Raw genomic sequence first — 25,829 nt, forward strand, 5'->3', positions numbered from 1 at the left:
AGTCGCGCCTCTCAATGCGCCTTGCAGGCCAGCGTCCTGTCTGCCACGGTGCCCAGCGACACTTCGGTGAGGACAATGCTTTCGCCACGGCTGCTGGTCCACTCGAATGGCCGATCCAGCTTGCTCATGTCGGCGCCCGCATCGCGGAAGCACTTCAGCGGAATGCCCACACGCAGCCACTGCCCGCGCGGCAGCGCCGCGAGTTGGGAGCCGATCGAAACCCCGGCGCCGCAGCCCTTGCCGCAGGCGACGCCGAGGGTCGTGCCGCGGGGCGACAGCGCATCGATGCGCAGGGTGGCCACCAGCATCACGTCGCCGTTGGTCTGGCGATCCAGGTCCAGCGGCGAGCTGCTCGCCAGCGCGGCGGTCGCCGTGCCGGCAGCGGACCAGCTCAAGCGTCGCGCGTCTTCCTGCGCCTTGTAGTCGAGGGCGGCCACTTGCAGGCTGCCGTCGCCGGTGGCGGCAGGCGCCGACGATACGGTGTCGCTTTCGCCGTTGGCGGCCGTCAGTTGCAAGGCGAAACCGTGCGCCGCCTGGCCGCGCACGAAGTACACCCCGGCGCGCTCGTCATCCAGCGCCACGCCGGCCTGCTCCGGCAAGGTGCCCAGCTCGCGGTGATCGGCATAGCTCAGGCCATAGCCATAGGGGAATTGCGGGTGGTAATCCGGCTGTCCCACGTTGAGCGGTGTCTGGATCGCCGTGCGCGGCCACGAATAGGGCAGCTTGCCGTGGAAGTCGTAGTCGATCGAGCCGTCGCGCTTGCGCAGCAGCACGTCGGCGATGCCCTCGCCCTCGCTGCCGGGCAGCCATGCCACCACGAAAGCATCGGAGGCGTTGATCTCGCGATTCATCCACAACGGCCGGCCGGTGATGAACAGGGCCACCACCGGAACGCCCCGATCATGCAGGCGGCGCAGCAGGTCGAGGTCGTGATCGTTTCCGGGCTTGTAGGCAAGGTTGGGCAGGTCGCCCTGGAACTCGGCATAGGGATCCTCGCCGAACACCACGATGGCGGCGTCGGGCTTCTGCCTGTAACTGCCGTCGACCGACAGCACCGCCGTGCCGCCCGCGGCACGCACCTGCGCATCGATGCCGGCCCAGATCGAGGTCGCGCCGGGGAAGTTCGCGTTGGTGAGGCCGGTGCCTTGCCAGGTCAGGGTCCAGCCACCGTTCTGCTTGGAGATGTTGTCCGCGCCATCGCCGGCGACCAGGATGCGCTTGCGCGGGTCCAGCGGCAGCAGGGCGTGGTTGTTCTTCAGCAGCACCAGCGACTCGCGCACGGCGCGCCGCGCCACGGCCCGATGCGCGGCGCTGCCGATCACCTGCGCCGATGAGCGGGCCAGCGGATTTTGGCTGGGCAAGCCTTGCTTGAACATGCCCAGGCGCATCTTCACCCGCAGGATGCGGCTGACCGCGTCGTCCACGCGGCTCATCGGGATCGCGCCGGACTTCACCTCGGCCAGCGTGTTGCGGTACAGCCCCTTCCAGGAATCGGGCGCCTCCAGCATGTCCAGGCCGGCGTTGTAGGCGGCGGCGCAATCCTCGTTGGTGCAGCCGGGCACCTGGCCATGCGCGTTCCAGTCGCCCAGCACGATGCCGTCGAAACCCATGCGCTTTTTCAGCACGTCGGTGATCAGCGCCTTGTTGCCGGCCATCTTCACCCCGTTCCAGCTGGAGAAGGACACCATCACCACCTGCACGCCGGCGCGGATGGCCGGCGGATAGCCCGCGCCATGCACGTCGCGCAGCACCGCCTCGCTGACTTCCGCGTCGCCCTGGTCCTTGCCGTCCCTGGTGCCGCCGTCGCCAATGAAATGCTTGGCGGTGGCGATCACGTGATTCGCATCGAGGAACTGCGGCGTGCCGACCGCGCCCTCCAGCCCGGTCACGATCTGCGAGGCGTATGCCGCCACCAGTGTCGGGTTTTCCGAATAGCCCTCGTAGGCGCGGCCCCAGCGACTGTCGCGCGGCACGGTCAGGGTGGGGGCGAAGGTCCAGTTGATGCCGCTGGCGCGCAGCTCCCGCGCGGTGACCTTGCCGATGTCGCGCAGCAGTTCGGGATCGCGCGTGGCGCCCAGGCCCACGTTCTGCGGAAACAGCGTGCTGCCGACCAGGTTGTTGTGACCGTGCACGGCGTCGATGCCGAACAGCACGGGGATCGCGGGGCGCCCGTCGGAGCGCTCCAGCGAGGCGCGATGGAACGCGTCGGCCAGCTTCTTCCACTGCGCCGCGGTGCCGTACTCGCCACCGTCGGGGCCGGAATTGCCGCCGGCCAGGATCGAGCCGAGGCGGTACTGGCGCACGTCCTCCGGCGTCACGTACTTGATGTCGGCCTGGATCATCTGGCCGACCTTGTCCTCCACCGACATGCGATCCAGCAACGCCTTCACCCGTGCGTCCAGCGCGGGGTCGGCCGGCAACGGCGAGCTCACCCTGGGCCACAGCTGCGGATGCACGGTGGTCGAGGGGCTGACGGCATGGGCCGGCACGGCAACGAGCAAGGTGCCAGCGATCGAAACGACCACAAGACGGCAGGACAGGCCCCGGATCGGGCGAAAGGACTGTGGCACGTGAGGCTCCAGGCTGGCTCGCGCGCAAGGCGCGGAAGCCGCAGCGTGACACAATTGACAGCGCTGTCAATTTGCAGGGCAACATCGCCGCGGAGCGGGCTCGCGGCGGCCAATTCAGGCGGGGCTGGCGGTCGAGTCGCGGACTTCCAGCGAGAACGGCATCTCCACCAGCCGCCCTGGTCCGCGACCGCGCAATACTTCCAGCAATTGCAGGGCGGCGACCTTGCCCATCTCGCGGCTGGGCTGGCGAATCGTGGTCAGTGCCGGCCACAGCTGGCTGGCCAGCGGGATGTCGTCGAAGCCGCACACGGAAATGTCCTGCGGCACCTTCATGCCCCGCTCGTTGGCCACCCACATCACGCCGCTGGCCATGTCGTCATTGGCCGCGAACACCGCGGTCGGACGTTTCTTCAGCGCGAACAACTGCCGCGCCGCGGCCACCCCCGAGGCGAAGGTGAAGGCACCCTGCACCACCAGTGCCGGGTCCTCGACCAGGCCGGCGGCGGCCATCGCCTCGCGGTAGCCGGCCAGTCGCCACCTGCTGGCGCCGTGGTCGGCAATACCCGAGACGTGCGCGATCCGCCGGTGTCCAAGCGACAGCAGGTGCTCGACCATCGTGCGCGCGGCGAGTTGCTCGTCCATCGCCACGCCGATGTTGTTCTCCCGCGACACCGGCGACACGCTGGCGAACGGCACCTGGCGTTCGCGCAGGCGCTTGAGCAGCGGTGCGTAGTCGGTGATCGGCGGGGTCAGCACGATGCCGTCGGGATGATGGTCGGAGATCACCGCATCGAGCCGGCGCACGAAGTCCTCGCCGCGCATGCGCAGCGGCCGCACCATCATGTTGTAGCGGTGCGCGTCGCAGGCCTCGAGCACGCCATCCTGGATCTCGGCCAGGTAGGTCGAGGCGGGATTGTCGTTGTTGTCGTACAGCATCGCCACCAGGAACGAACGATTGCCGGCCAGGCTGCGTGCCGACGACAGCGGCCGGTAATCCATCGCCTCCATCGCCTCGGTCACGCGCTTGCGCGTGGCGTCGCTGACGTTGGCCTCGTCGTTGAGCACGCGCGACACCGTCTTGGGCGAAACGCCCGCGCGGCGTGCAACGTCTTCCAGCCTTACCCGCATGCCTTGATCCAAGTGTTGCCGCGCCTGCGCTCAACTATGCGGTCAGCGCCGGCCCGTTTACAAGAACCGCCGCGACCGGCGGTCGGCAGCCGCCCGGACCCGGCGCGGCCAGGGCATGAATACGTATGCATCGGGTAGTCGTCGGCGCGCGCGGCTGCCTACCATGCCGGATGGCCGGGCCGGTTGGGTGCCGTGGATGCTGCACTCGCAACGTGCAGGCCGGGCGCGGCCGTGACATAACACCTGTCGGAGAATCCAGCACATGAGCCGCATGACCCCTCGCCACACTTCCAGGCTCTCGCCATGCTGGGCCTGATGCTGGCTGCCGCCATGGCCAGCGCGCCGCTGGAAGCGCCCGCATGGCATGACGGGCTGGACTGGCACGGCGTGCACGTGGGCATCCGGCGTGACGCGCAGGACACCTACACCCTGGACTGGCCGTTCGGGCAGCGGGTGATTGCGCCGCAACCGTTCAAGGCCGATACCGCCAGTGCGCTGTTCGACGGCTTGTACGCGATGGCGCAGGACGATCTGCGCCAGGACTCGGTGAGCGCGATCCGCGACGGCGCCTTCGACCACGGCGCGCCGATTCCCTGCCACTGCTTCGAGACCGGGCTGAAGTGGCCATACGTGTGGACGCGCGACCTGTCGTACGCGATCGACCTCGGCCTGTGGCGGTTCGACCGCGCCCGCGCGCGCAACGGGCTGGAGTTCAAGCTGTCCGGCGTGCGCGAACCATCCGCGCCGCAGGGCCTGTACGTGATGCAGGACACCGGCTCGGGCGGCAGCTGGCCGATCAGCACGGATCGCGTGGTGTGGTTCCTCGCCGCGCGGCACCTGCAGGACGATGCCGCGTTCGCCGACAAGATGCGCACGGCCCTGCGCGACACCCTGGCGCAGGACCGGCAATACGCGTTCGACGCCAATTTCGGCTTGTACCGCGGCGAGACCTCGTTCCTGGACTGGCGCGAACAGACCTACCCGGCGTGGACCGCCAACGAGGTGACCTTCATCGGGCAATCGTTCGCGCTGTCGACCAACGTGCTGCACTACGAGGCGTTGCAACTGGCCGCCGCGCAGGCCGGCGCCGATCACCAGGCTACCGCCAGGAACACCTACCGCACCCAGGCCGCGGCGCTGAAGCAGGCGATCAACCTGCACTTCTGGCGCGCCGACCGCGGCATGTACATGAGCTACATCGGTGGCGACGGCACGCCGGTGGACAGCTACGACCTGCTCGGCATCTCGCTGGCGATCGCCAGCGGAGTGGCCGACGGCGAGCGCGCGCGCCAGACCCTGGAGAACTATCCGAGCTGGCCGGCCGGCAGCCCGGTGATCTGGCCCGAACGCAGCGACCAGCCGATCTATCACAACCGCGCGATCTGGCCGTTCGTCAGCGCCTACGCGCTGCGCGCCGCACGCACGGTCAACGACCCGGCGCGCATCGCCCACGAGATCACCTCGGTGATGCGCGGCGCGGCGCTGGTCGGCTCCAACATGGAAAACTACGAGCTGCTGACCCAGGGCCAGCACGTGGACGAGGGCAAGCTCAGCGGCCCGGTGGTCAATTCGCCGCGCCAGCTGTGGTCGGTGGCGGCGTACCTGGACGTGGTGACCGAGGGCGTTTTCGGCGTGGAGGAAGACGGCCGCGTGCAACCGAAGCTGCCTGTCTCGCTGGTGCCGATGCTGTTCGGCGCGCGCAACGCCATCAGCCTGGACCTGCCCGGTCGCCGGATCACGCTGCAATTGCCGGCCAAGCGTGACGGCAACCTGCTGGTCGCCGATCGCATCCGCACGCAAGGCACGCATGCCACCGTGACGTTGAAGGCGATCCGGGCCGACGCACCGCCGCTGCGCATGGACGCCCCGCTGTACGCGCCGATCGCCCCGGCCGCGCCGACGCTGGCCGCCGACGGCGATCGCTGGATCGTCAACGGCGACGGGAAGCTGCAGCTCTACGTCAACGGGCGGCGCGCCGGTGCCATCGACGGCCACGGCACGCTCGCCCGCACCGAGGATCTCGCCTGCGTGCGCGCCACCCGCGTCGATGCGCATGGCCTGGAATCCCTGCCCAGCCCGGCGACCTGCGTCGGCCCGGTCGATCAGGCCGGCGGCGACTGGCCGCGCCACTGGATCGCGCCCGCCACCGGCAGCTATCGCGTGTGGGCGGATTACCGCAACGCCAACGGCCCGATCAACACCGGCGTCACCGCCGCGGTGAAATGGCTGCTCATCAACTGCGATGGCAGCGACACGCAGCGCGTGCCGCTGGTGATGCCGCACAGCGTGGCCACCCAGCCATCCACCCATGGCCGCTTCAGCGCCACCGACAAGGCGCGCTGCACGTTCGCGCTGGAGGACGGTCTCAACATGAGCTACCTGCAGCACTTCGCGCACTACACGGGCGGTACCGGCGGCATCGACGGGCCGTTGAACCAGGCCGAGGTCGACGACCTGCACATTGCGCCGCTGGCGGACGGAACCCGTACCCCATGAGCAGGAAACCCGAGCTGTCGTTCTGGCAGATCTGGAACATGTGTTTCGGCTTCCTGGGCATCCAGTTCGGCTTCGCATTGCAGAACGCCAACGTCAGCCGGATCTTCCAGACGCTCGGCGCCGAGGTGAACGACATCCCGATCCTGTGGGTGGCCGCACCGCTCACCGGGCTGATCGTGCAGCCGATCATCGGCCACTACTCCGACCGCACCTGGAACCGGCTCGGCCGTCGCCGGCCGTATTTCCTGGCCGGCGCGATCCTCGCCACGCTGGCCCTGCTGGCGATGCCGAACTCACCCACGCTGTGGGTGGCTGCAGGGCTGCTGTGGATCATGGACGCCTCGTTCAACGTGTCGATGGAGCCGTTCCGCGCCTTCGTCGGCGACCAGTTGCCGGAGCACCAGCGCCCGCGCGGCTTCTCCATGCAAAGCGTGTTCATCGGCGTGGGTGCGGTAGTGGCGTCGCTGATGCCGTGGCTGCTGACCAAGGTCGGCGTCAGCAACGTCGCCCCGGATGGCGCGATTCCGGACACGGTCAAATACGCCTTCTACGCCGGCGGCGCCCTGCTGATGGGTACGGTGCTGTGGACCGTGCTCTCCACGCGGGAGTACCCGCCCGAGCAGTTGCGCGAATTCGACGACGACGCCAGGCCCATGCCCGTGGACGCCTCGCGCGCGTGGCGGCCCGGCCTGCTGCTGATCGTCGGCGGCCTGCTGGTATGGCTGGCCATCCGGCACTTCTCGCTCGAAAAGGAACTCTACGTGCTGGCCGGCGGCCTGCTGGTGTTCGGCGCGCTGTTCGCCTGGCTTGCCTTCAGCCGCACAGAGGGCATGCTGCGCGAGGTGATGGGCGATCTCTACAGCATGCCGGATGCGATGCGGCGGCTCGCCATCGTGCAGTTCTTCTCGTGGTTCGCGCTGTTCGCGATGTGGATCTTCACCACCCCGGCGGTAACCGCCGTGCAGTTCGGCAGCAGCGACCCGCATTCGGTGGCCTACAACACCGGCGCCAACTGGGTCGGCGTGCTGATGGGTGCGTACAACGGCTTCGCCGCGCTGGCGGCGATCGCGATCCCGCTGCTGGTGCGCCGCATCGGCCTGCGCTGGAGCCACCTGGTCAACCTGTGGCTGGGCGGCGCGGGGCTGCTCTCGTTCCTGTTCATTCGCGACCCGGACTGGCTGCTGCTGTCGATGGTCGGCGTGGGCGTGGCGTGGGCCTCGATCCTGTCGCTGCCCTACGCGATGCTGTCGGACAACCTGCCCGCGCAGAAGATGGGCGTGTACATGGGCATCTTCAATTTCTTCATCGTGATCCCGCAGCTGATGGCGGCCAGCGTGCTCGGCCTGCTGCTGCGGTTGTGCTTCCACGACGAGCCGATCTACGCGCTGGCGCTGGGCGGTGCCAGCCTGTTCGTGGCCGGCCTGTTCACCCTGCGCGTGCGCGAGCCCGCCATCGATGACGGAAAGCCTTCGCCCGCCCCGTAGGAGCCCGCTCGCGGGCGATGCTCTCGAAGTCGGGATATGCAAGAGCAAGAGCTATCGCCCGCGAGCGGGCTCCTGCACGGAGAGTCGGAAGGGTCAGACGTACTCGACCACCTCAAGCCCGAAGCCGCCCAGTCCCACCAGTTTGCGCGGCGTACCCAACACGCGCAGGCGGTGCACGCCGAGGTCGGCCAGCATCTGCGCGCCGAGGCCAAGCTGGCGCCACTCCTGCTGCTGCGCATCCTCCGGCGCCTGCGCCGCCGGCTTGCCCTGCAACCGCGCGAGCAGGGCCTCCGGCGTGTCCTCGCCGGAGAGCACCAGCAGCACGCCGCGACCCTCGTCGGCGATGCGGCGCAAGGCCGAAGTGACGGTGAGGCCGAGGTCGTCGCGCTTGAGATGCAGCACGTCGGACAAGGTATTGCGCACGTGCACGCGCGAGAGCACCGGCGAGCCGTCGTCCACGGTGCCGCGCACCAGCGCGTAGTGCAGGCCGCGACGGATCACGTCGCGGTACGCCACCAGCCGGAACGGGCCGAACTCGGTCTCCACCGATTCCTCGTGTACGCGCTGCACGGTCTTTTCGGTTTCCAGCCGGTAACGGATCAGGTCGGCGATCGAGCCGATCTTCAAGCCGTGCCTGGCCGCAAAGACTTCCAATTCGGGACGACGCGCCATCGAGCCGTCTTCATGCAGCACTTCGATCAGCACCGCCGACGGCTCCAACCCGGCCAGCGCGGCCAGGTCGCAGCCGGCCTCCGTGTGGCCGGCGCGGGTCAGCACGCCGCCCGGTTGCGCGGTGAGCGGAAAGACGTGGCCGGGCTGGGCCAGGTCCTGTGGCTTCGCATCGGACTTCACCGCCACCTGGATGGTGCGCGCGCGGTCGTGCGCCGAAATGCCGGTGGTGACGCCCTCGGCCGCCTCGATCGAGACGGTGAAATTGGTGTGGTAGACCGAGGTGTTGTCGCTCACCATCGGCCGCAGCCCGAGCTGGCGCGTGCGCTGCTCGGTGAGCGTGAGGCACAGCAGGCCGCGCGCCTCGCGCACCATGAAGTTCACGTCTTCCGGCCGCACCATCTGCGCGGCCATGATCAGGTCACCCTCGTTCTCGCGGTCCTCGTCGTCGAGGATCACGACCATGCGGCCGGCGCGGATGTCTTCGAGGATTTCGGGGATGGTGTTGAAGGGCATGGGGACGTCCTGGGGAATTTTGATTTGATCGCAGTGACAGGGAGTGAGTGGAGAGGAGTGAGAAGTGAGAGAAGGCATCTCGAAGCTGCGGCTCTCTCTCACTTCTCACTCCTCCCCACTCACTTCTCGCCTTCAGGCAAAGCCGTGCTGTTTCAAGAACGCCTCGTCCAGCTTCGGCGCCTCGCCGCTGGCCAGCAGGCGCTCGACATAGCGTGCAATCACGTCCACCTCGATGTTCACCGCATCACCCGCGCGGCGCGCGTGGAACGCCGTGTGCTCGACCGTGTGCGGGATCAGGTTGACGCCGAAGCGATGGCCGGCGACTTCGTTGACGGTGAGGCTGGTGCCGTCGATGCAGATCGAGCCTTTCGCGGCGATGTAGCGCGACAGGGCGGCGGGCACTTCGAACGTCCAGCGCTGCGAGCGGCCATCGGGCGTGATCGAGACCACCCTGCCCAGCCCGTCGACATGGCCGGAGACCAGATGCCCACCGAGCCGGTCGGCCACGCGCAGTGCCTTTTCGAGATTCACCGGATCGCCGGGCTTCAACTGGCCCAGCGACGTCAGCGACAGCGTCTCGTTGGAAACATCGGCGCTGAAGCCGCGCGCATCCAGCGTGATCGCAGTGAGACACACGCCGGAGACGGCGATCGAGTCGCCGAGCTGCACGTCGGTGAGGTCGAGGTCGGCGGTATCGACGTGCAGGCGCACGTCACCGCCGCGCGGTTCGAGTCGCACAACGCGTCCCACGGTCTGGATGATGCCGGTGAACATCAGCACACCTCCCGGGGGGAGATGGCAAGCGAGACTGAAACGATGACAGGCATGAAACGTTCTCCGCGTCGGAAAGCGAGAACGCCCCAAGGCATGAGGCAGACGCATGGCATCGCTGCCATCCGCCTGGCCGTCTTCTTTCATCCGGACTGTGGGCCGCACCGGCGAACCGGAACAACCTGGACCGTCGGCTCCGGCATCGGACCGGATCTGCTGACCTCCCGATGCTGCCGGGAGCGCTCGCGGGCTCGTTCCGAGGAACCTACCGCCGGTGGGGAATTTCGCCCCGCCCTGAAGACGTTTGCCGATGAACCGGCCGCCGGATTCTAACACGCCCGCCATGCGCCACTCGCGCGCCAGCCGTTTGCCCGCCCGCTGCGGCATCATGTCCGTCCCTGCCAAGGAGGTTTCCATGCGCAAGCATCGACGCGACTGGTCGACGTGGCTCGCCATCCTGCCGGCCATGTTCTGGCTGGCCCACGCGCGCGCCGGCGAGGCGCCGGCCGACGTCTACACCGGCACGCTGGGCCGGCAGGCCATCGTGCTGCAACTCACCCCCGGCGACGACGCCGCCACGGCCGGCCGCTACTTCTACGTGCGCCACCACCGCGACATCGCCTTGTCGGGCGCGCCGGCCAGCAACGGTCACCTGCAACTGCGCGAAGGCTGGGACGCCGACGCCAACGGCCCGCGCATCGCGCTGGACCGGCAAGCCGACGGTGGCTGGCGCGGCCAATGGCAGGACGACAAGGGAACGACCCTGCCGGTCGCCCTGCACCCGGCCACGGTGGCGCCGCCCCCCGCCGATACGCCGCCCTGGCTGAAGCAGCTCCATGCGAGCGACCGCTACGACTACCTGCGCCTGGCCGGCCTCAAGCCACAGGCCGGCCAGCGCGAAACCTTCATGGGCCATGCCCTGCAGTGGTGGCGCGTGCCCGACGCCGGCATCGCGTTCTTCGAGATCCTGGACGGGTACCCGCCCGCCGAGCTTGCGCGCATCAACCAGGTGCTGATGGACCGGATGTGGCGGGAAACCGGCAGCTACTACGACTGCATGTTCAACCACTTCAACGAAGGCGATTACGAGCAGACGGTGACGCCGCGCCTGCTCACGGCGAACCTCGTCAGCGTCAGCGTGTTCACCAATTACTACTGCGGCGGCGCCCATCCGGACTTCGGCGATGCGGCGATCAACCTCGACGCACACACCGCCCGGACGCTGGAGCTGGAAGACATCCTGTGGCTGGGCAAGGGCAAGCCGCTGCACTACGCCACAGACGCCGACGGCAACCCCGCACCCGGCTCGGCCAGCTTCGAGGCGTGGTCGGATTACCGCGAGCAGCACCTGGCGCCCTGGCTGGCGCGTCAATGGCGGCAGCTCTATCCGCAGGAGACGACGGCCACCGGCGGCGAAGACGATTGCGGCTACGACGACCCCGGCGTGTGGCAGTTCGTGAGCTGGCACATGACACCGAAGGGCTTGTTCATCGGCCCCTCCTACGCTCGCGCCGCGCGCGTGTGCGAAGCCAACGACGACTGGTCGGTGCTGCCGTGGGAGACGGTGCGCCGGCACCCGGGGCGGCTCCGGCCCGGCTTGCCCTGAGTGACGCTGTGCGCATGTTGGCGAGCGGGCGACGTGCGTGAGCGCGTCAGGCCGGCGGGCGCAGGCGCAAGCGGATATCCGGACCGAGCATGCGCTGGTCGACCACCTGCAACTGCCAGCGCGATGCCATGTCGGCCAGCGACGGCAACTGCAGCAGCGACCGCGCGCTGTCGCCCAGCAGCAAGGGCGCGACATAGAGCAGCAGTTCGTCGACCAGGCCGGCCGCGAACAGCGCACCGCACAGGGTCGGGCCGGCTTCGACGTGCACCTCGTTGCAGCCGCGTCCGGCCAGCAGGGCGAGCACGGCGGGCAGGTCGAGTCCGTGGTCTCGTGTCGCCACCGCAAGGCGTTCCGCCCGGGCAAAGCGATCGTCTGCGCACGTTGCCGCAGCGCCATGCAGGACCAGCGTCGGCGCCGCGCCGTCCAGCACATGGCTGCCGGCGGGCGTGCGCAGTTGGCGATCCAGCAGCACGCGCAGCGGCGGCATGAACTCCTCGTCCTGCGGCAACCGGACGGTGAATCGCGGATCGTCCGCCAGCACCGTGCCACTGCCGGTGAGGATTGCCGAGCTGCGCGCGCGCCAGCGCTGCACGTCCAGGCGCGCCGCATCGCCGGTGATCCACTTCGACTCGCCACTGGCCAGTGCGGTGCGCCCGTCCAGGCTCATCGCCAGCTTCACCCGCACGAACGGGCGGCCGCGTTCGAGACGGCCGAGGAAGCCGCAGTTCAACTCGCGCGCCGGCCTGCGCAGCAGGCCGGTTTCGACCGCAACGCCGGCGGCGCGCAACTTGTCGATACCGCGACCGGCCACCTGCGGAAACGGATCTTCCGCGGCAATCACCACCCGCGCCACGCCGGCAGCCACCAGCGCATCGGCGCATGGCGGCGTACGTCCATGGTGTGCGCACGGCTCCAGGGTCACGTAGGCGGTGGCGCCCCGCGCCCGCGCGCCCGCCTCGCGCAACGCATGTACCTCCGCGTGCGGCTCGCCGGCGCGCTGATGAAAGCCGGTACCGATCACCTCGTCGCCATGCGCGATCACGCAGCCCACGCGCGGATTCGGCTGGGTGGTGTACAGGCCGCGCTCGGCCAGGCGCAGCGCGTGCGCCATGTGGAGGTGGTCAGTGCCTGAAAATGCCATGCGTCGATTGTACGGGCCCGCTGGCGGGCGATGCTCTTGGCCGGGAATCGGCCTTTCGACAAGCTCGGGACGGTGAATTGGGGAATCGGAGAAACGGGAGCATCGCCCGCCAGCGGGCTCCTACGGTTTGCGCGTACCGCCACCGAGCAGGGGAAGCTGCAGATCGGACAGGCCCGGCAGGTCGCGTTCCAGCTTCTCGATCTCCTCGCGGAACGCGTGCACGTCCTCGAACTTGCGGTAGACCGAGGCGAAACGCACGTAGGCGACCTGGTCGAGGTTCTTCAGCTCGCGCATCACCAGCTCGCCGACCTGGCGCGAAGGCACCTCGCGTTCGCCGCTGCGGCGCAGGTCGTTGACGATCGCCCGCACCGCCGCGTCCACCGCATCACTGGCCACCGGCCGCTTCTGCAACGCCCGCTCGAAACTCACCCGCAACTTGCGCTCGTCGAAGGTCTCGCGCCGCTCGCCGCTCTTCACGATCGCCGGCAACTTCAGCTCGGCCGTCTCGAACGTGTTGAAGCGCTCGCCGCACTGCGGACACTCGCGCCGCCGCCGCACGGTCGAACCGTCCTCGGTCAGGCGCGAGTCGATCACGCGCGTGTCTTCGTGCTGGCAGAAGGGGCAATGCATGGGTCAGGAATGAGGGTAGAGAAGTGAGTAACGAGAGAACAGCATCAACGCCGACTATCTCTCACCTCTCACTCCTCTTCACCCACTTCTCGCTCAGCCGTAGACCGGGAATTTGCGGCACTGCGCCGTCACCGCGTCGCGCACGCGGGCGATCACGGCGGCGTCGTTCGGGGCGTCGAGCACGTCGCAGATCCAGCCGGCCAGGGCCACGCAGTCGGCTTCCTTGTAACCGCGGGTGGTGGCGGCGGGGGTGCCTACGCGCAGGCCGGAGGTGACGAAGGGCTTTTGCGGGTCGTTCGGCACGGCGTTCTTGTTGACCGTGATGTGCGCCTTGCCCAGCGCGGCCTCGGCGTCCTTGCCGGTGATCGGCTTGCCGATCATGTCGACCAGCATCAGGTGGTTCTCGGTGCCGCCGGAGACGATCTTGTAGCCGCGTTCGATGAAGGTCTTCGCCATTGCCTTGGCGTTCTTCACCACCTGCGTCTGGTACTCCTTGAACGCCGGTTCCAGCGCTTCCTTGAACGCCACCGCCTTGGCCGCGATCACGTGCATCAGCGGGCCGCCCTGGATGCCGGGGAACACGATCGACTGCAGCTTCTTCTCGATCTCCTCGCCCGCGCCCCTGCTCACGATGATGCCGCCGCGCGGGCCGCGCAGGGTCTTGTGGGTGGTCGAGGTGACCACGTGCGCGTGCGGCAGCGGGCTCGGATAGACGCCGGCGGCGACCAGGCCGGCGACGTGGGCCATGTCGACGAAGAACAGCGCGCCGACCGAATCGGCGATCCGGCGCATGCGCGCCCAGTCGACCACCTGCGAGTAGGCGCTGAAGCCGCCGACCAGCATCTTCGGCCGGTGTTCGGTGGCCAGGCGCTGCAACTCGTCGTAGTCGATCAGGCCGTTCTCGTCGACGCCATACTGCACCGCGTTGAACAGCTTGCCGGAGATGTTGACCTTGGCGCCGTGGGTGAGATGGCCGCCATGCGCGAGCGACATGCCCAGGATGGTGTCGCCCGGCTGCAGCAGCGCCAGGTACACCGCCTGGTTCGCCTGCGAACCGGAGTGCGGCTGCACGTTGGCGTAGTCGCAGTCGAAGAGCTGCTTGAGCCGCTCGATCGCCAGCTTCTCGGCCACGTCCACGTACTCGCAGCCGCCGTAGTAGCGCTTGCCGGGATAGCCCTCGGCATACTTGTTGGTGAGCTTGGAGCCCTGCGCTTCCATCACCCGCGGGCTGGCGTAGTTTTCCGAGGCGATCAGCTCGACGTGATCTTCCTGGCGCTGGCCCTCGTGGGCGATGGCCTGGGCCAGTTCGTCGTCGTAACCGGCAATCGTGCAGTCCTTGGGGAACATTCTGGCCTCGTGAAATGGCGGGTGGGCAAGTCGGAAATTGTAGCCCCGGCCGGCATTTCCGGCCACCGACACGCCGCCGACCCGGCGCAGGATGAATATTTGAATGACAGATATTGAAATCTGTCATTCAAATATCTACTATTCCCACTCCCCCGAACCGGCACACCCCATGAAACACCGCACCCTGGGCCGCAGCGGCCCGCAGGTTTCCGCCCCCGGCCTCGGCTGCATGGGCATGTCGGACTTCTACGGCGACACTGATCGCAGCGAAAGCATCGCCACCGTGCATGCCGCGCTGGACGCCGGCGTCACCCTGCTCGACACCGGCGATTTCTACGGCATGGGCCACAACGAGCTGCTGCTTGGCGAGGCGCTGGCCGGCCGCCCGCGCGACAGCTACCAGCTCAGCGTGAAGTTCGGCGCCCAGCGCGGGCCGGACGGCGCGTGGCTCGGCTACGACGCGCGCCCGGCGGCAGTGAAGACGGCGCTGGCGTATTCGCTCAGGCGCCTGCGCACTGACTGCATCGACGTCTATCGCCCCGCGCGGCTCGATCCGAACGTGCCGATCGAGGACACCGCGGGCGCCATCGCCGAGCTGGTGCAGGCCGGCTACGTGCGCCATCTCGGCCTGTCCGAAGTTGGCGTGGAAACCATCCGCCGTGCACATGCCGTGCTGCCGGTGGCCGACCTGCAGATCGAGTACTCGCTGATCTCCCGCGGCATCGAGCAGGCGATCCTGCCGGCGTGCCGCGAGCTGGGCATCGCCGTCACCGCCTACGGCGTGTTGTCGCGCGGCCTGATCAGCGGCCACTGGGCGAAGGATCGCGGCACCGACGCGCGCGACTTCCGCCAGCACAGCCCGCGCTTCCAGGGCGACAACCTCGAACACAACCTGCAGCTGGTCGACCTGCTGCGCGGCTTGGCCGAGGCACGCGGCTGCAGCGTGGCGCAACTGGCGATCGCCTGGGTGCTGGCGCGTGGCGACGACATCGTGCCGCTGGTCGGCTCGCGCACCCGCGAACGCCTGGCCGAGGCGCTGGGGGCGCTGACCGTCACGCTGGGCGCGGACGACCTCGCCGCGATCGAGCGCGCCGTGCCATCGGATGCCGCCGCGGGCGAGCGCTACGCCGCCACCCAGATGGCGATGCTCGACAGCGAACGCTGAACCACCTTTCCGCTCGACGAGGAGATCCGACATGTACGCCATCATGGACATCACCGGCCAGGTCGGCAGCGCGGCCGCGAAATACCTGCTGGAGCGCGGCCAGCGCGTGCGCGGCATCGTGCGCGGCAAGGACAAGGCCGCGGCCCGAGCCGTGCGCGGCGTCGACCTCGCGGTCGCCGAGGGAGCGGAGGCACTGGCCGCGGCATTTGCCGGAACCGAGGGCGTGTTCGTCGCGTTGCCGGCCAGTCTCGCACCCGGTTCCGACTTCGCCGAATCGCGCGCCATGATCGCCGCACTGGCCAGCGCCCTGCGCAAAGCCACGCCAGCGAAAGTGGTGGCGCTGTCCTCCATCGGCGCACAGCACGCGCGCGACCTGGGCTTGCTCACTCCCCTGCACCTGCTGGAGCAAGCGCTGGACGCGCTGCCCCTGCCCCGCGCCCACGTGCGCGCCGCCTGGTTCATGGAGAACCTGAGCCGGCACGTGGTGCCTGCGCAACTCGAAGGCCATCTGGAAAGTTTCCTGTCGCCGCTCGATCGGGCGATACCGATGGTCTCCACCGACGACGTCGGCCGCACCGTCGCCAGCACGCTGGAGGAAACCTGGTTCGGTCGCCGGTTGATCGAGGTCGAAGGGCCGCGGCGCTACAGCCCGCTCGACATGGCGCAGTCGTTCGCCGCGGTGCTGGAGCACGACATCGAGACGACCGCGATACCGCGCGACCAATGGGCAACGCGCTTCGCTGACGAAGGCATGCCGGCGGACCGCATCGCCGGGCACGTCGCCATGCTGGACGGCTTCAACAGCGGCTGGATCGCGTTCGAGAAGCGCGCGACGGAACACGTCTGCGGCCGCATCCCGCTGGGTTACGTGGCGGACGAACTCGTCTGTGCCACGCTCGATGTGCTTGAATCGGCGGCATGAACGACTCCGTACTCACGCCCGAACGCATCCTTGCCGCTGCCGAAGACGTGCTGCGACGCTATGGCCCCGGCAAGGCGACCGTGGTCGACGTGGCGCAGGCGCTCGGGGTCAGCCATGGCAGCGTGTACCGGCATTTCGCCAGCAAGGCGGCGCTGCGCGAGGCGGTCCTGCAGGGCTGGCTGGCACGGTCGATGGCGCCGCTGCAGGCGATCGCCAACAGCCGCACGCCACCGCCGGCACGCCTGCGCCAGTGGTTCACCGCGCTGCGCCAGACCAAGCGCGACAACGTGCTGGGCGACCCCGAGCTGTTCGCCACCTACAGCGCGCTGGCGGCGGAGGCGGGCGACGCCATCGCCGAGCACAAGGCGCGCATGCAGCAGCAGATCGCCTCGATCCTTGCCGCCGGCGTGGCCAGCGGCGATTTCCGCCCGCTCGATCCACCCGCTGCCGCACGGGCACTGTTCGACGCCACCGCGCGCTTCCACTACCCGGGCCTCTCGCACCTGTGGGACCAGCCCGGCGAGGATGCCGCGTTCACGCAGCTGCTCGACCTGTTGCTGGCCGGCCTGGCCCCGGCGCCCGCTGCGCCACGGCGGCGCAAACCGGCGCGCTGAACGGCGTAACGCCGGCGCAAGCCGCTATAATGCGTGGTTTGTCGAATTCCCTCCCCGTGCCGGTGCTCCCGGCGGCGGGGCGCTCGCCTTCGGAGGTTGCATGAGCTCGCAGTACATCTACACCATGAACGGGGTCAGCAAGATCGTCCCGCCGAAGCGCCAGATCATCAAGGACATTTCGCTCAGCTTCTTCCCCGGCGCGAAGATCGGCCTGCTCGGCGTCAACGGCGCGGGCAAGTCCACCGTGCTGCGCATCATGGCCGGCGTGGACACCGACTTCCAGGGCGAGGCGCGCGCGCAGCCCGGCACCAAGGTCGGCTATCTGGCGCAGGAGCCGGATCTGAACCCGGACAAGACCGTGCGCGAAGTGGTCGAGGAAGGCGTGGCCGAAATCCTCGATGCGCAGAAACGGCTCGAAGAGGTCTACGCCGCCTATGCCGAAGACGGTGCCGATTTCGACGCGCTGGCCAAGGAGCAGGAGAAGCTGGAAAACCTGCTGGCCGCCAACGATGCCCACGCGCTGGAGCGCCAGCTCGAGGTGGCCGCCGACGCGCTGCGACTGCCGCCGTGGGATGCGAAGATCGGCCCGCTCTCCGGCGGCGAGAAGCGCCGCGTGGCGCTGTGCCGCCTGCTGCTGTCCAAGCCGGACATGCTGCTGCTGGACGAGCCGACCAACCACCTGGACGCCGAATCGGTGGACTGGCTGGAAAAATTCCTGCACGACTATCCCGGCACCGTGGTGGCAGTCACCCATGACCGCTACTTCCTCGACAACGCCGCCGAGTGGATCCTCGAACTCGACCGCGGCCGCGGCATCCCGTGGAAGGGCAACTACACCGAGTGGCTGGAGCAGAAGGACCAGCGCCTGAAGCAGGAAGCCAACCAGGAGAAGTCGCGCCAGAAGGCGATCGCCAAGGAGCTGGAGTGGGTGCGCTCGGCCGCCAAGGGCCGCCAGTCCAAGGGCAAGGCCCGCTTGGCCCGCTTCGAGGAACTTAACTCGGTCGACTACCAGCGCCGCAACGAGACCAATGAGATCTTCATCCCGCCGGGCGAGCGGCTGGGCCAGGAGGTGATCGAGTTCAAGAACGTCACCAAGTCGTTCGGCGACCGCGTGCTGATCGAGGACCTGTCGTTCAAGGTGCCGCCGGGCGCGATCATCGGCGTGATCGGCCCGAACGGCGCCGGCAAGTCCACCATGATGAAGATGATCATGGGCAAGGAGACGCCGGACTCGGGCGAGGTGAAGCTGGGCCACACCACCAAGCTCGCCTACGTCGACCAGTCGCGCGACGCGCTCGACCCGAAGAACAACGTGTGGCAGGAGGTGTCCGGCGGCTCGGACATCCTCACCATCGGCAACTTCGAGATCCAGTCGCGCGCCTACATCGGCCGCTTCAACTTCAAGGGCACTGACCAGCAGAAGATCGTCGGCAGCCTGTCCGGCGGCGAGCGCGGCCGCCTGCACATGGCCAAGACCCTGCTGCAGGGCGGCAACGTGCTGCTGCTCGACGAGCCGTCCAACGACCTGGACGTGGAAACCCTGCGCGCGCTGGAAGATGCCCTGCTGGAATTCCCCGGCTCGGCGATCGTGATCTCGCATGACCGCTGGTTCCTCGACCGCATCGCCACCCACATCATCGCGTTCGAGGGCGACTCGCACGTCGAGTTCTTCCCCGGCAACTACAACGAGTACGAGGCCGACAAGAAGCGCCGCCTCGGCGAGGAAGGCGCGCGGCCGCACCGGGTGAAGTACAAGAAGCTGGCCTGAGAGCAGGAGTGAGTGGAGAGGAGTGAGAAAAGAGAGATAAAGCGTCGACGAACCCGCCTTCTCTCGTTTCTCACTCTTCTTCACTCGTTTCTCGAACGGAGATCCCGATGCACTTCATGCAGTCACTGCAGCAAGCCTGGACCCGCAACGACTCGCTGGTCTGCGTCGGCCTCGATCCGGAACCGACGAAATTCCCCGCGCATCTGCGTGACACGCCCGACGCGGTGTTCGATTTCTGCCGCGCCATCGTCGACGCCACCGCCGACCTGATCTGCGCGTTCAAGCCGCAGATCGCGCATTTCGCCGCGCTGCGTGCGGAGGAAACGCTGGAGCGGCTGATCGCGCACATTCATGCGCAGCATCCCGGCGTGCCGGTGATCCTCGACGCCAAGCGCGGCGACATCGGTTCCACCGCGCAGCACTACGCCACCGAAGCATTCGAGCGCTATCGCGCCGACGCGGTGACCTTGAACCCCTATCTGGGCCGCGATTCGATCCAGCCGTTCCTCGATCGTGCCGACAAGGGCGTGATCCTGCTCTGCCGCACCTCCAACCCCGGCGGTGCGGATTTCCAGGCACTGGATTGCGGCGGGCAACCGCTCTACCTGCGCGTAGCCGAAACCATCGCCCGCGACTGGAATGCGCACGGCAACTGCGCGCTGGTGACCGGTGCCACCTGGCCCGAGGAAATCCGCCAGGTACGTGCACTGATCGGCGACATGCCATTGCTGGTGCCGGGTATCGGCGCGCAGGGCGGCGACATCGAGGCGGTGATGCACGCGGGCCGCACCCGCGAGGGCCTCGGCCTGATGATCAACTCCTCGCGCGGCATCATCTACGCCGGCTCCGGCGAGGACTTCGCCGCCGCCGCGCGCGCCGCCGCCAGCGAGCTGCGCGGGGCGATCAACCGCTGCCGCTGAGCGGCGTCACTCTCGCATCAGGACGCGAAGCGACCGGCAACCAGCGAAGAAAAGCGCCGGGACGCCGGTCAGCCGGTCGCCATCTTCGCCGCCTGCAGCGCCTTCGCCTTCAGGTCGAGCGTATCGGCCGCATCCAGCAACGCCCGCGCAAAGCTGCGCACCTCGGCCGGACGCAGGGCGTACCAGCTGCCGCCGGTGCTGGCCTCGCCCACGTTGCGTCCCGCGCGCGACACACAATGCGGCCGGAAAATCACCATGCCGGTCAGCGGCTCCGAACTGATGTCCGCAGACACGATCTGCAGGTGTGTGTCGTCTTCTTTCTTCACCGAAGCTCTCCCGGACGGACAGCCGTCTTCCGGACACTTTACGCCGCCGGGCATTCAGGGATTGTTGGCCGCCCCGCCAGCGAACCGAACCGACGGGAACCGGCGTCGACAGGCGCTGCCATATCCGGCGCGGCGTGGGCGCGCGCCGGTCGGACCGGCGCATGTGCCATGGGCGCTCCCGCAACCGATTGCCGAGCTGGCCGCACTGGCGGCCATGAGCGAACGCAGCTTCATGCGCCACTTCAGGCAGGCCACCGGCACCAGTCCGGTGCATTGGCTGATCGGCGCGCGAGTGGATCGTGCGCGGGAATTGCTGGAAAGCTCGACGCTCTCCATCGACGCGATTGCCGGGCAGTGCGGCTTCGGCAGCGCGATCACGCTGCGCCATCATTTCCGGCGCAAGCTGGCGATCAGCCCGGCGGCTTATCGGTCGCGCTTCGCGCAGACACGCCGCGGCTGAGCGGTCACGGGCACCGCCCCGCGCGGCTTCAGCGCACGTGGACCCAGTACACGCGGGTGCCGTTGGCACGATCCTCCGCACGGTGACCTTCGCGACCTTCCACCACGGTGCCCCAGTTTGAGCGCAGCGAACCCAGCACGATGCGGTCGATGCGCAGCTTCTCGCCGGCCTGGATGAGGAAGTTCGCCTCGATCACCATCACGCCCTCGCGCTCGAACACCAGGGTGGCGCCGCGCACCGCGCCCGCGCCCCAGCCGATGTGCAGTTCGCACGGTACCGGCGAGAACACACCGCGGTTGTCGAGGCTCCAGCCTTCGGTCTTGCCCAGCAGCGATTGCAGCTCCGGGTGGCTCCAATCGACGTTGTTGCCCGATGGGGGCTTGGCGTGATGGTTCATGAGCATGGCTCCTCGCACGCGTGGGCAGCCACCGGGAAGGCGAGGCTTCCCGGCCGGTCGGTTCCGCCATGCAGATGGCCAAAGCGTGGGCTCATGGCCTCGGTAACGGCAGGCCCGCCCGCCACTTGAGCGGCGCGTTCAGGCATCTGCTGGCGGCTGACCCGGAAACAGCACGTCGGTGTAGCCGAATTTGCTGAAATCGGTGATGCGCGAGGGGTAGAGGCGACCGATCAGGTGGTCGCATTCGTGCTGCACCACGCGCGCGTGGAAACCCTCGGCGGTGCGTTCGATGCGCTGGCCGCGCGGGTCGAGGCCCTGGTAGCGGATCAGCGAAAAACGGCTCACCGCGCCGTTCAGCCCGGGCACGGACAGGCAGCCCTCCCAGCCCACCTCCATGTCCTGCGACAGCGGGGTGATCACCGGATTGAGCAGGATCGTCTGCGGCACCTCGGGGGCGTCGGGATAGCGCTCGGAATGCTCGAAGCCGAAGATCACCAGCTGCAGGTCCACGCCGATCTGCGGCGCGGCCAGGCCCACGCCGTCGGCAGCGCGCATGGTCTCGAACATGTCCTTGATCAGCATGTCGAGCTCCGCGCTGCCGAGCATCGCCGGGGGCACCGGCGGCGCGATGCGCAGCAGCCGGGGGTCACCCATCTTGAGGATCTCGTGGATCATGCCTGCCTCGCTTTCGCCATGCCGACCATCCTGCCCGCGTCCACGTGAACGCGGCATGTGTTGCCGCGGTCGCGGCTGCCGTCAGCGGCCGAACACTTTCTTCAGCAGGTCAGTGGTGCGCGCGCCGGGGTTGGTCCGGATGGATTGCTCCTGCGCGCCGATCTCGGTGAACAGGCCGTCGAGGGTCTTCGCGGTGACGTAATCGTCCAGGTCCAGCGCCGTGCCGCCGTGCGTCGACTTGTCATGGTCGAGCGCACCCAGCAGGCCGCCCAGCGCACCGCTGCTGCTGCCGGACATGAACGCCTTGTATTTCTGGGTGACGCCGACGCTGTCGGTGGCCTTGGCGACGATCGGATGGATGCGCGCCGTCAGCGCCTCGCCGGCGACGCGGCGGAAGTAGTCGGTGGCTGCGTGGTCGCCGCCAGTGAGGATGCCGCGCGCGTCGTCGAGCGTCATCTTGCGGATGGCGTCGCCGAAGATCTCGGCCACCTGCGGCACCGCCTTTTCCGCCGCACGGTTCATGCTCAGCTCGAACGCGTCCACCTTGGCGCCCTGGCCGAGCTGGCGCGCCAGCTTGCCGGCCTGTTCCAGCTTGCCCGGGAGCGGGATGCGCACCTTGGCGTTGTTCCAGAAACCGCCGTCGCGGCCGAGGTTGTTGATCGCGCTGGTGGTGCCCTTGGCCAGCGCCTCCTTGAGGCCGGCGGCGATGTCGCTGCTCGGCAGGTTGCTGCCCTTCGCCGGCGTGGCGTGGGTGGATTGCCTGGCCTTGTTCAACAGGTCCTTGAACTGGCTGGCGTTGGCTGCGGGGGTGCCCGTGGCGAGGAGGAATACGGCCAGGAAACTGCAATGTGCCAGGACGCGCATGACGAACTCCTCGCAATCGACAGGGCGGCCAGTGTAGCGCCGCCATGCCTCCCGCAACGAAGCCGGGCGCGCCTGCCATTCGACCAATGGCTAATGCCGGCGCGCGGCTTCCGGGATTGACCCCCGCCGCCGGCAGGACGATTCTTGCGGCATTGCCGAGGAGAACCGCCATGCAAGTCGCCGTGCGCAGATCCGGTGTCGCCAGCAAGCTGGTATGGGCCGCCGTCGCCATCATCGGTGCAACCTGCCTCGGCGTGGTGGCGCTCAGGCGCGGCGAACCGGTCAACGCGATCTGGCTGGTGGCCGCGGCCATCGCGGTGTTCTCGATCGGCTTTCGCTTCTACGGCAAGTTCGTCGAGCACTCGGTGCTGCGGCTGGACCCGACGCGCGCGCCACCCTCGGTACTGCGCAATGACGGGCTCGACTACGTGCCCACCGACAAGTGGGTGGTGTTCGGCCATCACTTCGCCGCGATCGCCGGCGCCGGCCCGCTGGTCGGCCCGGTGCTGGCCGCGCAGATGGGCTATCTGCCCGGCACCTTGTGGATCCTGTTCGGCGTGGTGTTCGCCGGCGCGGTGCAGGACTTCATGATCCTCGGCCTCTCGCTGCGCCGCGACGCCCGCTCGCTCGGCCACATGCTGCGCGAGGAACTCGGCCCGTTGCCCGGCCTGGTGGCGATGATCGGCGTGCTGGTGCTGATGATGATCGTGCTGGCGGTGCTGGCGCTGGTGGTGGTCAAGGCGCTCACGCACAGCCCGTGGGGCACCTTCACCGTGGCCTGCACCATCCCGATCGCCTTCCTGATGGGCGGCTACATGCGCTGGTTCCGGCCGGGACGCATTCTCGAAGTGTCGATCATCGGCCTGATCCTGCTGCTGCTCTCGATCTGGGCCGGCAAGTTCGTGGCGGACTCGGCCACGCTGGCACCGCTGTTCGACATGGATGCCAAGGCGCTGGCCTGGTGGCTGATCGGCTACGGCTTCGTCGCCTCGGTGCTGCCGGTGTGGCTGCTGCTGGCACCGCGCGATTACCTTTCCACCTTCCTCAAGATCGGCACCATCGCGCTGCTGGCGCTGGCCATCCTGATCACCGCACCGGACCTGCAGATGCCGGCGGTGACGCGTTTCATCGACGGCACCGGCCCGGTGTTCGCCGGCGACCTGTTCCCGTTCCTGTTCATCACCATCGCCTGCGGTGCGGTGTCGGGCTGGCACTCGATCATCGCCTCGGGCACCACGCCCAAGCTGCTCGCCAACGAGGGCCAGGCGCGCATGGTCGGCTACGGCGGCATGCTGATGGAGGCGTTCGTGGCGATCATGGCGCTGATTGCCGCCACCTACCTGCACCCGGGCGTGTACTTCGCGATGAACTCGCCGAGCGCGATCATCGGCAGCACGGTGCAGGACGCGGCCACCACGATCAGCCAGTGGGGCTTCGTGGTGACGCCGGAGCAGTTGCTGCAGACCGCGAAAGACATCGGCGAAAACAGCATCCTCAGCCGCGCCGGCGGCGCCCCCACGCTGGCGGTGGGCATGGCGCAGCTGCTGCACAACATCATGCCCTCCGGCGGCCTGATGGCGTTCTGGTACCACTACGCGATCCTGTTCGAGGCGCTGTTCATCCTCACCACGGTGGACGCCGGCACGCGCGTGGGCCGCTTCATGATCCAGGAGATCGCCGGCCTGATCCACAAGCCGCTGCAGGAAACCGATTCATGGGCCGGCAACCTGCTGGCCACCGCGATCTGCGTGCTCATCTGGGGCTACTTCCTGTACCAGGGTGCGGTCGACCCGCTGGGCGGCATCAACACCTTGTGGCCGCTGTTCGGCATCGCCAACCAGATGCTCGCCGCGATCGCGCTGATGCTGGCCACCGTGGTGGTGGTGAAACTCAAGCGCGAGCGCTACGTGTGGGTGCCCGGCATCCCCGCGCTGTGGCTGATCATCTGCACGCTCACCGCCGGCTACCAGAAACTGGTCGGCCCGATCAGCTTCACCGCGGCGGCCAACAAGTACGCCGACGCCATGCAGCAGGGCCAGTTGCTGGCGCCGGCCAAGACCACCGCCGCCATGCAGCAGATCGTCACCAACAACTACGTCGACATGGTGCTCACCGGCCTGTTCATGGCGCTGGTCGTGGTGATGGTGCTGTTCTCCCTGCGCTCGCTGGTCAAGGCCTGGCGTACCAACCACCCGACCGCGCACGAGGAACCCTACGTGGCGCTGAGCAGCGTGGCCGGCTGAGATGAACGCGACGTTCCGGTCCGTGCGCAAGTGGGCGGTGCAAACCGCCCGCCTGTGCTGCGGCATCCCCGACTACGACGGCTACGTCAAGCACCTGCGCGAACACCATCCCGAGCGCAAGGTGCCGAGCTACGGCGAGTTCTTCCGCGAGCGCCAGGAAGCGCGCTACAAGGGTGGCGGCGGGCGCTGTTGCTGAGCGTCCGCGCGGCACGGCGTGCCGGCTTCAGGGTTTGCGCGCCACGACGATCTGGCTGATCGGCATGAACTCGTCCAGCTGCTGCTTGAGCTGCGCGCCCTGCGGCATGTCCAGCAGCGCCTGCCAGGCCGCGGTCCAGTGATCGAGTACCGGATGCGCGGGGTCATGCAGCTCCACCCGGCAACCCCAGAACAGCGCCCACCAGATCGACCAGAAAAAGCCGTGCTGGGTGTGCTCCACCACCACCAGGCCAGCCTCGCCGATCCATTGCGCGAACTCGTCGCGTCCGATCACCCGCAGTGCGCCACCGGGCAGCTCGCGGGACTCCGGCGGCAACACCTTTTCCTGCAGCGTCTCCTGCAGCGCGCCGGGCACGCTGAGCAGGTAGATGGCGCCGGATGCGCCGACACGGAACAGCTCGGCCAGCACCTGACGCGGGTCGTCGACGTGCTGCAACACCTCGGTGCAGATCACCCGCGTGGCGATGCCGTCGTCCAGCGGCAGCGGGTTCGCGTCGCTGACCAGCGCGGTCTGCGTGCCGCGGCCCTCGACGCTCAGCCGGGCGCGCACCTCGCGGATCACCTGCGGCTCGCGGTCGACGGCGTAGACGCGGGCACCGTGGCGCGCGCAGAACACGCTGTTGACGCCGGCGCCGCAGCCAACGTCCACCACCACGTCACCGGCGCCGATCGGCACGCCGCGGAACAGCTCGCCGCTGTCCTCGCGATACCAGCCGCCGAGTTTCGCGTCGCGCAGGCCGACCGCCGACGGGCCATGCGGCGCGGGCTCGTCCACGGCGGTGGAATGCTCGACGGGATGGGGCATGGCTGGCCTCCGGAACGGGTAAACGAAGAGTGGGGCACGCGCGCATCCTCCACGAACGAACCCGGTGCGCCACCCGGTCCGCGCAGTGTGGCACTG

The 25,829-nt window shown here is 68.4% G+C and carries 23 protein-coding genes and 1 riboswitch; of the genes, 11 read left to right on the top strand and 12 right to left on the bottom strand.

Annotation, left to right across the window (positions count from 1 at the left end; all coding sequences use genetic code 11):
* Window positions 1–11: 11 nt before the first annotated feature.
* Together ACVCL9_RS09690 and ACVCL9_RS09695 are read right to left on the bottom strand one after the other, a co-directional pair.
* Window positions 12–2,570, bottom strand: a complete 2,559-nt coding sequence (locus ACVCL9_RS09690) for a glycoside hydrolase family 3 N-terminal domain-containing protein (protein ID WP_447098288.1) — start codon at window positions 2,568–2,570, stop codon at window positions 12–14.
* Window positions 2,571–2,684: 114 nt separating this feature from the next.
* Complete coding sequence (locus ACVCL9_RS09695) at window positions 2,685–3,698, bottom strand: LacI family DNA-binding transcriptional regulator (RefSeq protein ID WP_395119919.1); 1,014 nt, start codon at window positions 3,696–3,698, stop codon at window positions 2,685–2,687.
* Window positions 3,699–4,001: 303 nt separating this feature from the next.
* Here ACVCL9_RS09695 and ACVCL9_RS09700 point away from each other — a divergent pair, with 303 nt between their 5' ends.
* Window positions 4,002–6,194, top strand: coding sequence for a Six-hairpin glycosidase-like protein (locus tag ACVCL9_RS09700; RefSeq protein WP_447098287.1), 2,193 nt, complete (start codon window positions 4,002–4,004; stop codon window positions 6,192–6,194).
* On the top strand, window positions 6,191–7,678 hold the full coding sequence (locus ACVCL9_RS09705; protein WP_447098286.1) for an MFS transporter: 1,488 nt from the start codon (window positions 6,191–6,193) through the stop codon (window positions 7,676–7,678). The genes ACVCL9_RS09700 and ACVCL9_RS09705 overlap by 4 nt, the downstream gene beginning before the upstream one ends.
* 93 nt (window positions 7,679–7,771) lie before the next feature.
* Here ACVCL9_RS09705 and ribB read toward each other — a convergent pair whose 3' ends face one another.
* Complete coding sequence (ribB, locus tag ACVCL9_RS09710) at window positions 7,772–8,863, bottom strand: 3,4-dihydroxy-2-butanone-4-phosphate synthase (protein WP_447098285.1); 1,092 nt, start codon at window positions 8,861–8,863, stop codon at window positions 7,772–7,774.
* Between the two features lie 132 nt (window positions 8,864–8,995).
* Entirely contained in the window at window positions 8,996–9,637 is a 642-nt protein-coding gene (locus tag ACVCL9_RS09715) for a riboflavin synthase (RefSeq protein WP_447098284.1), read from the bottom strand.
* A 128-nt stretch (window positions 9,638–9,765) separates the two neighbouring features.
* A riboswitch (FMN riboswitch) is annotated at window positions 9,766–9,940 on the bottom strand.
* 109 nt (window positions 9,941–10,049) lie between these two features.
* On the opposite strand from ACVCL9_RS09715, the gene ACVCL9_RS09720 reads away from it, so the two are divergent.
* Window positions 10,050–11,240 (top strand): hypothetical protein, encoded by a 1,191-nt coding sequence (locus ACVCL9_RS09720; protein ID WP_447098283.1) that lies wholly within the window; start codon window positions 10,050–10,052, stop codon window positions 11,238–11,240.
* A gap of 46 nt (window positions 11,241–11,286) precedes the next feature.
* Here the strand turns inward: ACVCL9_RS09720 and ribD are convergent, their stop codons facing one another.
* From ribD to glyA, 3 genes are all read right to left on the bottom strand, one after another.
* Window positions 11,287–12,381 (bottom strand): bifunctional diaminohydroxyphosphoribosylaminopyrimidine deaminase/5-amino-6-(5-phosphoribosylamino)uracil reductase RibD, encoded by a 1,095-nt coding sequence (ribD, locus tag ACVCL9_RS09725; protein ID WP_447099566.1) that lies wholly within the window; start codon window positions 12,379–12,381, stop codon window positions 11,287–11,289.
* 120 nt (window positions 12,382–12,501) lie between these two features.
* Window positions 12,502–13,011 carry a transcriptional regulator NrdR gene (gene nrdR, locus ACVCL9_RS09730; RefSeq protein ID WP_395119928.1) on the bottom strand — a complete coding sequence of 170 codons (510 nt, stop codon included), beginning with the start codon at window positions 13,009–13,011 and terminating at the stop codon, window positions 12,502–12,504.
* 93 nt (window positions 13,012–13,104) lie between these two features.
* Window positions 13,105–14,358 carry a serine hydroxymethyltransferase gene (glyA, locus tag ACVCL9_RS09735; protein WP_447098281.1) on the bottom strand — a complete coding sequence of 418 codons (1,254 nt, stop codon included), beginning with the start codon at window positions 14,356–14,358 and terminating at the stop codon, window positions 13,105–13,107.
* 169 nt (window positions 14,359–14,527) lie between these two features.
* Here glyA and ACVCL9_RS09740 point away from each other — a divergent pair, with 169 nt between their 5' ends.
* From ACVCL9_RS09740 to pyrF, 5 genes are all read left to right on the top strand, one after another.
* Entirely contained in the window at window positions 14,528–15,523 is a 996-nt protein-coding gene (locus tag ACVCL9_RS09740; RefSeq protein WP_447098280.1) for an aldo/keto reductase, read from the top strand.
* Window positions 15,524–15,554: 31 nt separating this feature from the next.
* Window positions 15,555–16,445 (top strand): NmrA family NAD(P)-binding protein, encoded by an 891-nt coding sequence (locus tag ACVCL9_RS09745; protein ID WP_447098279.1) that lies wholly within the window; start codon window positions 15,555–15,557, stop codon window positions 16,443–16,445.
* Complete coding sequence (locus ACVCL9_RS09750) at window positions 16,442–17,059, top strand: TetR family transcriptional regulator (RefSeq protein WP_447098278.1); 618 nt, start codon at window positions 16,442–16,444, stop codon at window positions 17,057–17,059. Before ACVCL9_RS09745 ends, ACVCL9_RS09750 begins: the two co-directional genes overlap by 4 nt.
* A gap of 100 nt (window positions 17,060–17,159) precedes the next feature.
* A complete protein-coding gene (gene ettA / locus ACVCL9_RS09755; RefSeq protein ID WP_447098277.1) occupies window positions 17,160–18,827 on the top strand; it encodes an energy-dependent translational throttle protein EttA in 1,668 nt (555 codons plus the stop codon).
* A gap of 107 nt (window positions 18,828–18,934) precedes the next feature.
* Entirely contained in the window at window positions 18,935–19,747 is an 813-nt protein-coding gene (gene pyrF, locus ACVCL9_RS09760) for an orotidine-5'-phosphate decarboxylase (protein WP_447098276.1), read from the top strand.
* A 68-nt stretch (window positions 19,748–19,815) separates the two neighbouring features.
* Here pyrF and ACVCL9_RS09765 read toward each other — a convergent pair whose 3' ends face one another.
* Window positions 19,816–20,073, bottom strand: a complete 258-nt coding sequence (locus ACVCL9_RS09765) for a hypothetical protein (RefSeq protein WP_395119932.1) — start codon at window positions 20,071–20,073, stop codon at window positions 19,816–19,818.
* On the opposite strand from ACVCL9_RS09765, the gene ACVCL9_RS09770 reads away from it, so the two are divergent.
* Window positions 20,027–20,533 (top strand): helix-turn-helix domain-containing protein, encoded by a 507-nt coding sequence (locus tag ACVCL9_RS09770; protein ID WP_447110609.1) that lies wholly within the window; start codon window positions 20,027–20,029, stop codon window positions 20,531–20,533. The two genes, ACVCL9_RS09765 and ACVCL9_RS09770, sit on opposite strands and share 47 nt — an antisense overlap.
* Before the next feature lie 28 nt (window positions 20,534–20,561).
* Here the strand turns inward: ACVCL9_RS09770 and ACVCL9_RS09775 are convergent, their stop codons facing one another.
* From ACVCL9_RS09775 to ACVCL9_RS09785, 3 genes are all read right to left on the bottom strand, one after another.
* Window positions 20,562–20,930 (bottom strand): hypothetical protein, encoded by a 369-nt coding sequence (locus ACVCL9_RS09775; RefSeq protein WP_395119934.1) that lies wholly within the window; start codon window positions 20,928–20,930, stop codon window positions 20,562–20,564.
* Window positions 20,931–21,068: 138 nt separating this feature from the next.
* On the bottom strand, window positions 21,069–21,605 hold the full coding sequence (gene def / locus ACVCL9_RS09780) for a peptide deformylase (RefSeq protein ID WP_395119935.1): 537 nt from the start codon (window positions 21,603–21,605) through the stop codon (window positions 21,069–21,071).
* An 81-nt stretch (window positions 21,606–21,686) separates the two neighbouring features.
* On the bottom strand, window positions 21,687–22,469 hold the full coding sequence (locus tag ACVCL9_RS09785) for a DUF4197 domain-containing protein (protein ID WP_447098274.1): 783 nt from the start codon (window positions 22,467–22,469) through the stop codon (window positions 21,687–21,689).
* A gap of 170 nt (window positions 22,470–22,639) precedes the next feature.
* Between ACVCL9_RS09785 and ACVCL9_RS09790 the strand changes: the two genes are divergently transcribed.
* Window positions 22,640–24,712 (top strand): carbon starvation CstA family protein, encoded by a 2,073-nt coding sequence (locus ACVCL9_RS09790; protein WP_447098273.1) that lies wholly within the window; start codon window positions 22,640–22,642, stop codon window positions 24,710–24,712.
* Window position 24,713: 1 nt separating this feature from the next.
* Window positions 24,714–24,908 (top strand): YbdD/YjiX family protein, encoded by a 195-nt coding sequence (locus tag ACVCL9_RS09795; protein ID WP_395119938.1) that lies wholly within the window; start codon window positions 24,714–24,716, stop codon window positions 24,906–24,908.
* 27 nt (window positions 24,909–24,935) lie between these two features.
* On the opposite strand, the gene ACVCL9_RS09800 is transcribed toward ACVCL9_RS09795, so the two are convergent.
* A complete protein-coding gene (locus ACVCL9_RS09800; protein ID WP_447098272.1) occupies window positions 24,936–25,733 on the bottom strand; it encodes a class I SAM-dependent methyltransferase in 798 nt (265 codons plus the stop codon).
* Window positions 25,734–25,829 lie beyond the last annotated feature (96 nt).

This window comes from Rhodanobacter sp. UC4438_H5 (genome assembly GCF_052978405.1).

Coding starts and splice junctions, on each gene's coding strand:
- ACVCL9_RS09695 (WP_395119919.1), bottom strand. CDS start 3,698: ATGCGGGTAAGGCTGGAAGACGTTGCACGCCGCGCGGGCGTTTCGCCC.
- ACVCL9_RS09700 (WP_447098287.1), top strand. CDS start 4,002: ATGCTGGGCCTGATGCTGGCTGCCGCCATGGCCAGCGCGCCGCTGGAA.
- ACVCL9_RS09705 (WP_447098286.1), top strand. CDS start 6,191: ATGAGCAGGAAACCCGAGCTGTCGTTCTGGCAGATCTGGAACATGTGT.
- ribB (WP_447098285.1), bottom strand. CDS start 8,863: ATGCCCTTCAACACCATCCCCGAAATCCTCGAAGACATCCGCGCCGGC.
- ACVCL9_RS09715 (WP_447098284.1), bottom strand. CDS start 9,637: ATGTTCACCGGCATCATCCAGACCGTGGGACGCGTTGTGCGACTCGAA.
- ACVCL9_RS09720 (WP_447098283.1), top strand. CDS start 10,050: ATGCGCAAGCATCGACGCGACTGGTCGACGTGGCTCGCCATCCTGCCG.
- ribD (WP_447099566.1), bottom strand. CDS start 12,381: ATGGCATTTTCAGGCACTGACCACCTCCACATGGCGCACGCGCTGCGC.
- nrdR (WP_395119928.1), bottom strand. CDS start 13,011: ATGCATTGCCCCTTCTGCCAGCACGAAGACACGCGCGTGATCGACTCG.
- glyA (WP_447098281.1), bottom strand. CDS start 14,358: ATGTTCCCCAAGGACTGCACGATTGCCGGTTACGACGACGAACTGGCC.
- ACVCL9_RS09740 (WP_447098280.1), top strand. CDS start 14,528: ATGAAACACCGCACCCTGGGCCGCAGCGGCCCGCAGGTTTCCGCCCCC.
- ACVCL9_RS09745 (WP_447098279.1), top strand. CDS start 15,555: ATGTACGCCATCATGGACATCACCGGCCAGGTCGGCAGCGCGGCCGCG.
- ACVCL9_RS09750 (WP_447098278.1), top strand. CDS start 16,442: ATGAACGACTCCGTACTCACGCCCGAACGCATCCTTGCCGCTGCCGAA.
- ettA (WP_447098277.1), top strand. CDS start 17,160: ATGAGCTCGCAGTACATCTACACCATGAACGGGGTCAGCAAGATCGTC.
- pyrF (WP_447098276.1), top strand. CDS start 18,935: ATGCACTTCATGCAGTCACTGCAGCAAGCCTGGACCCGCAACGACTCG.
- ACVCL9_RS09770 (WP_447110609.1), top strand. CDS start 20,027: ATGTCCGCAGACACGATCTGCAGGTGTGTGTCGTCTTCTTTCTTCACC.
- ACVCL9_RS09775 (WP_395119934.1), bottom strand. CDS start 20,930: ATGAACCATCACGCCAAGCCCCCATCGGGCAACAACGTCGATTGGAGC.
- def (WP_395119935.1), bottom strand. CDS start 21,605: ATGATCCACGAGATCCTCAAGATGGGTGACCCCCGGCTGCTGCGCATC.
- ACVCL9_RS09785 (WP_447098274.1), bottom strand. CDS start 22,469: ATGCGCGTCCTGGCACATTGCAGTTTCCTGGCCGTATTCCTCCTCGCC.
- ACVCL9_RS09790 (WP_447098273.1), top strand. CDS start 22,640: ATGCAAGTCGCCGTGCGCAGATCCGGTGTCGCCAGCAAGCTGGTATGG.
- ACVCL9_RS09795 (WP_395119938.1), top strand. CDS start 24,714: ATGAACGCGACGTTCCGGTCCGTGCGCAAGTGGGCGGTGCAAACCGCC.
- ACVCL9_RS09800 (WP_447098272.1), bottom strand. CDS start 25,733: ATGCCCCATCCCGTCGAGCATTCCACCGCCGTGGACGAGCCCGCGCCG.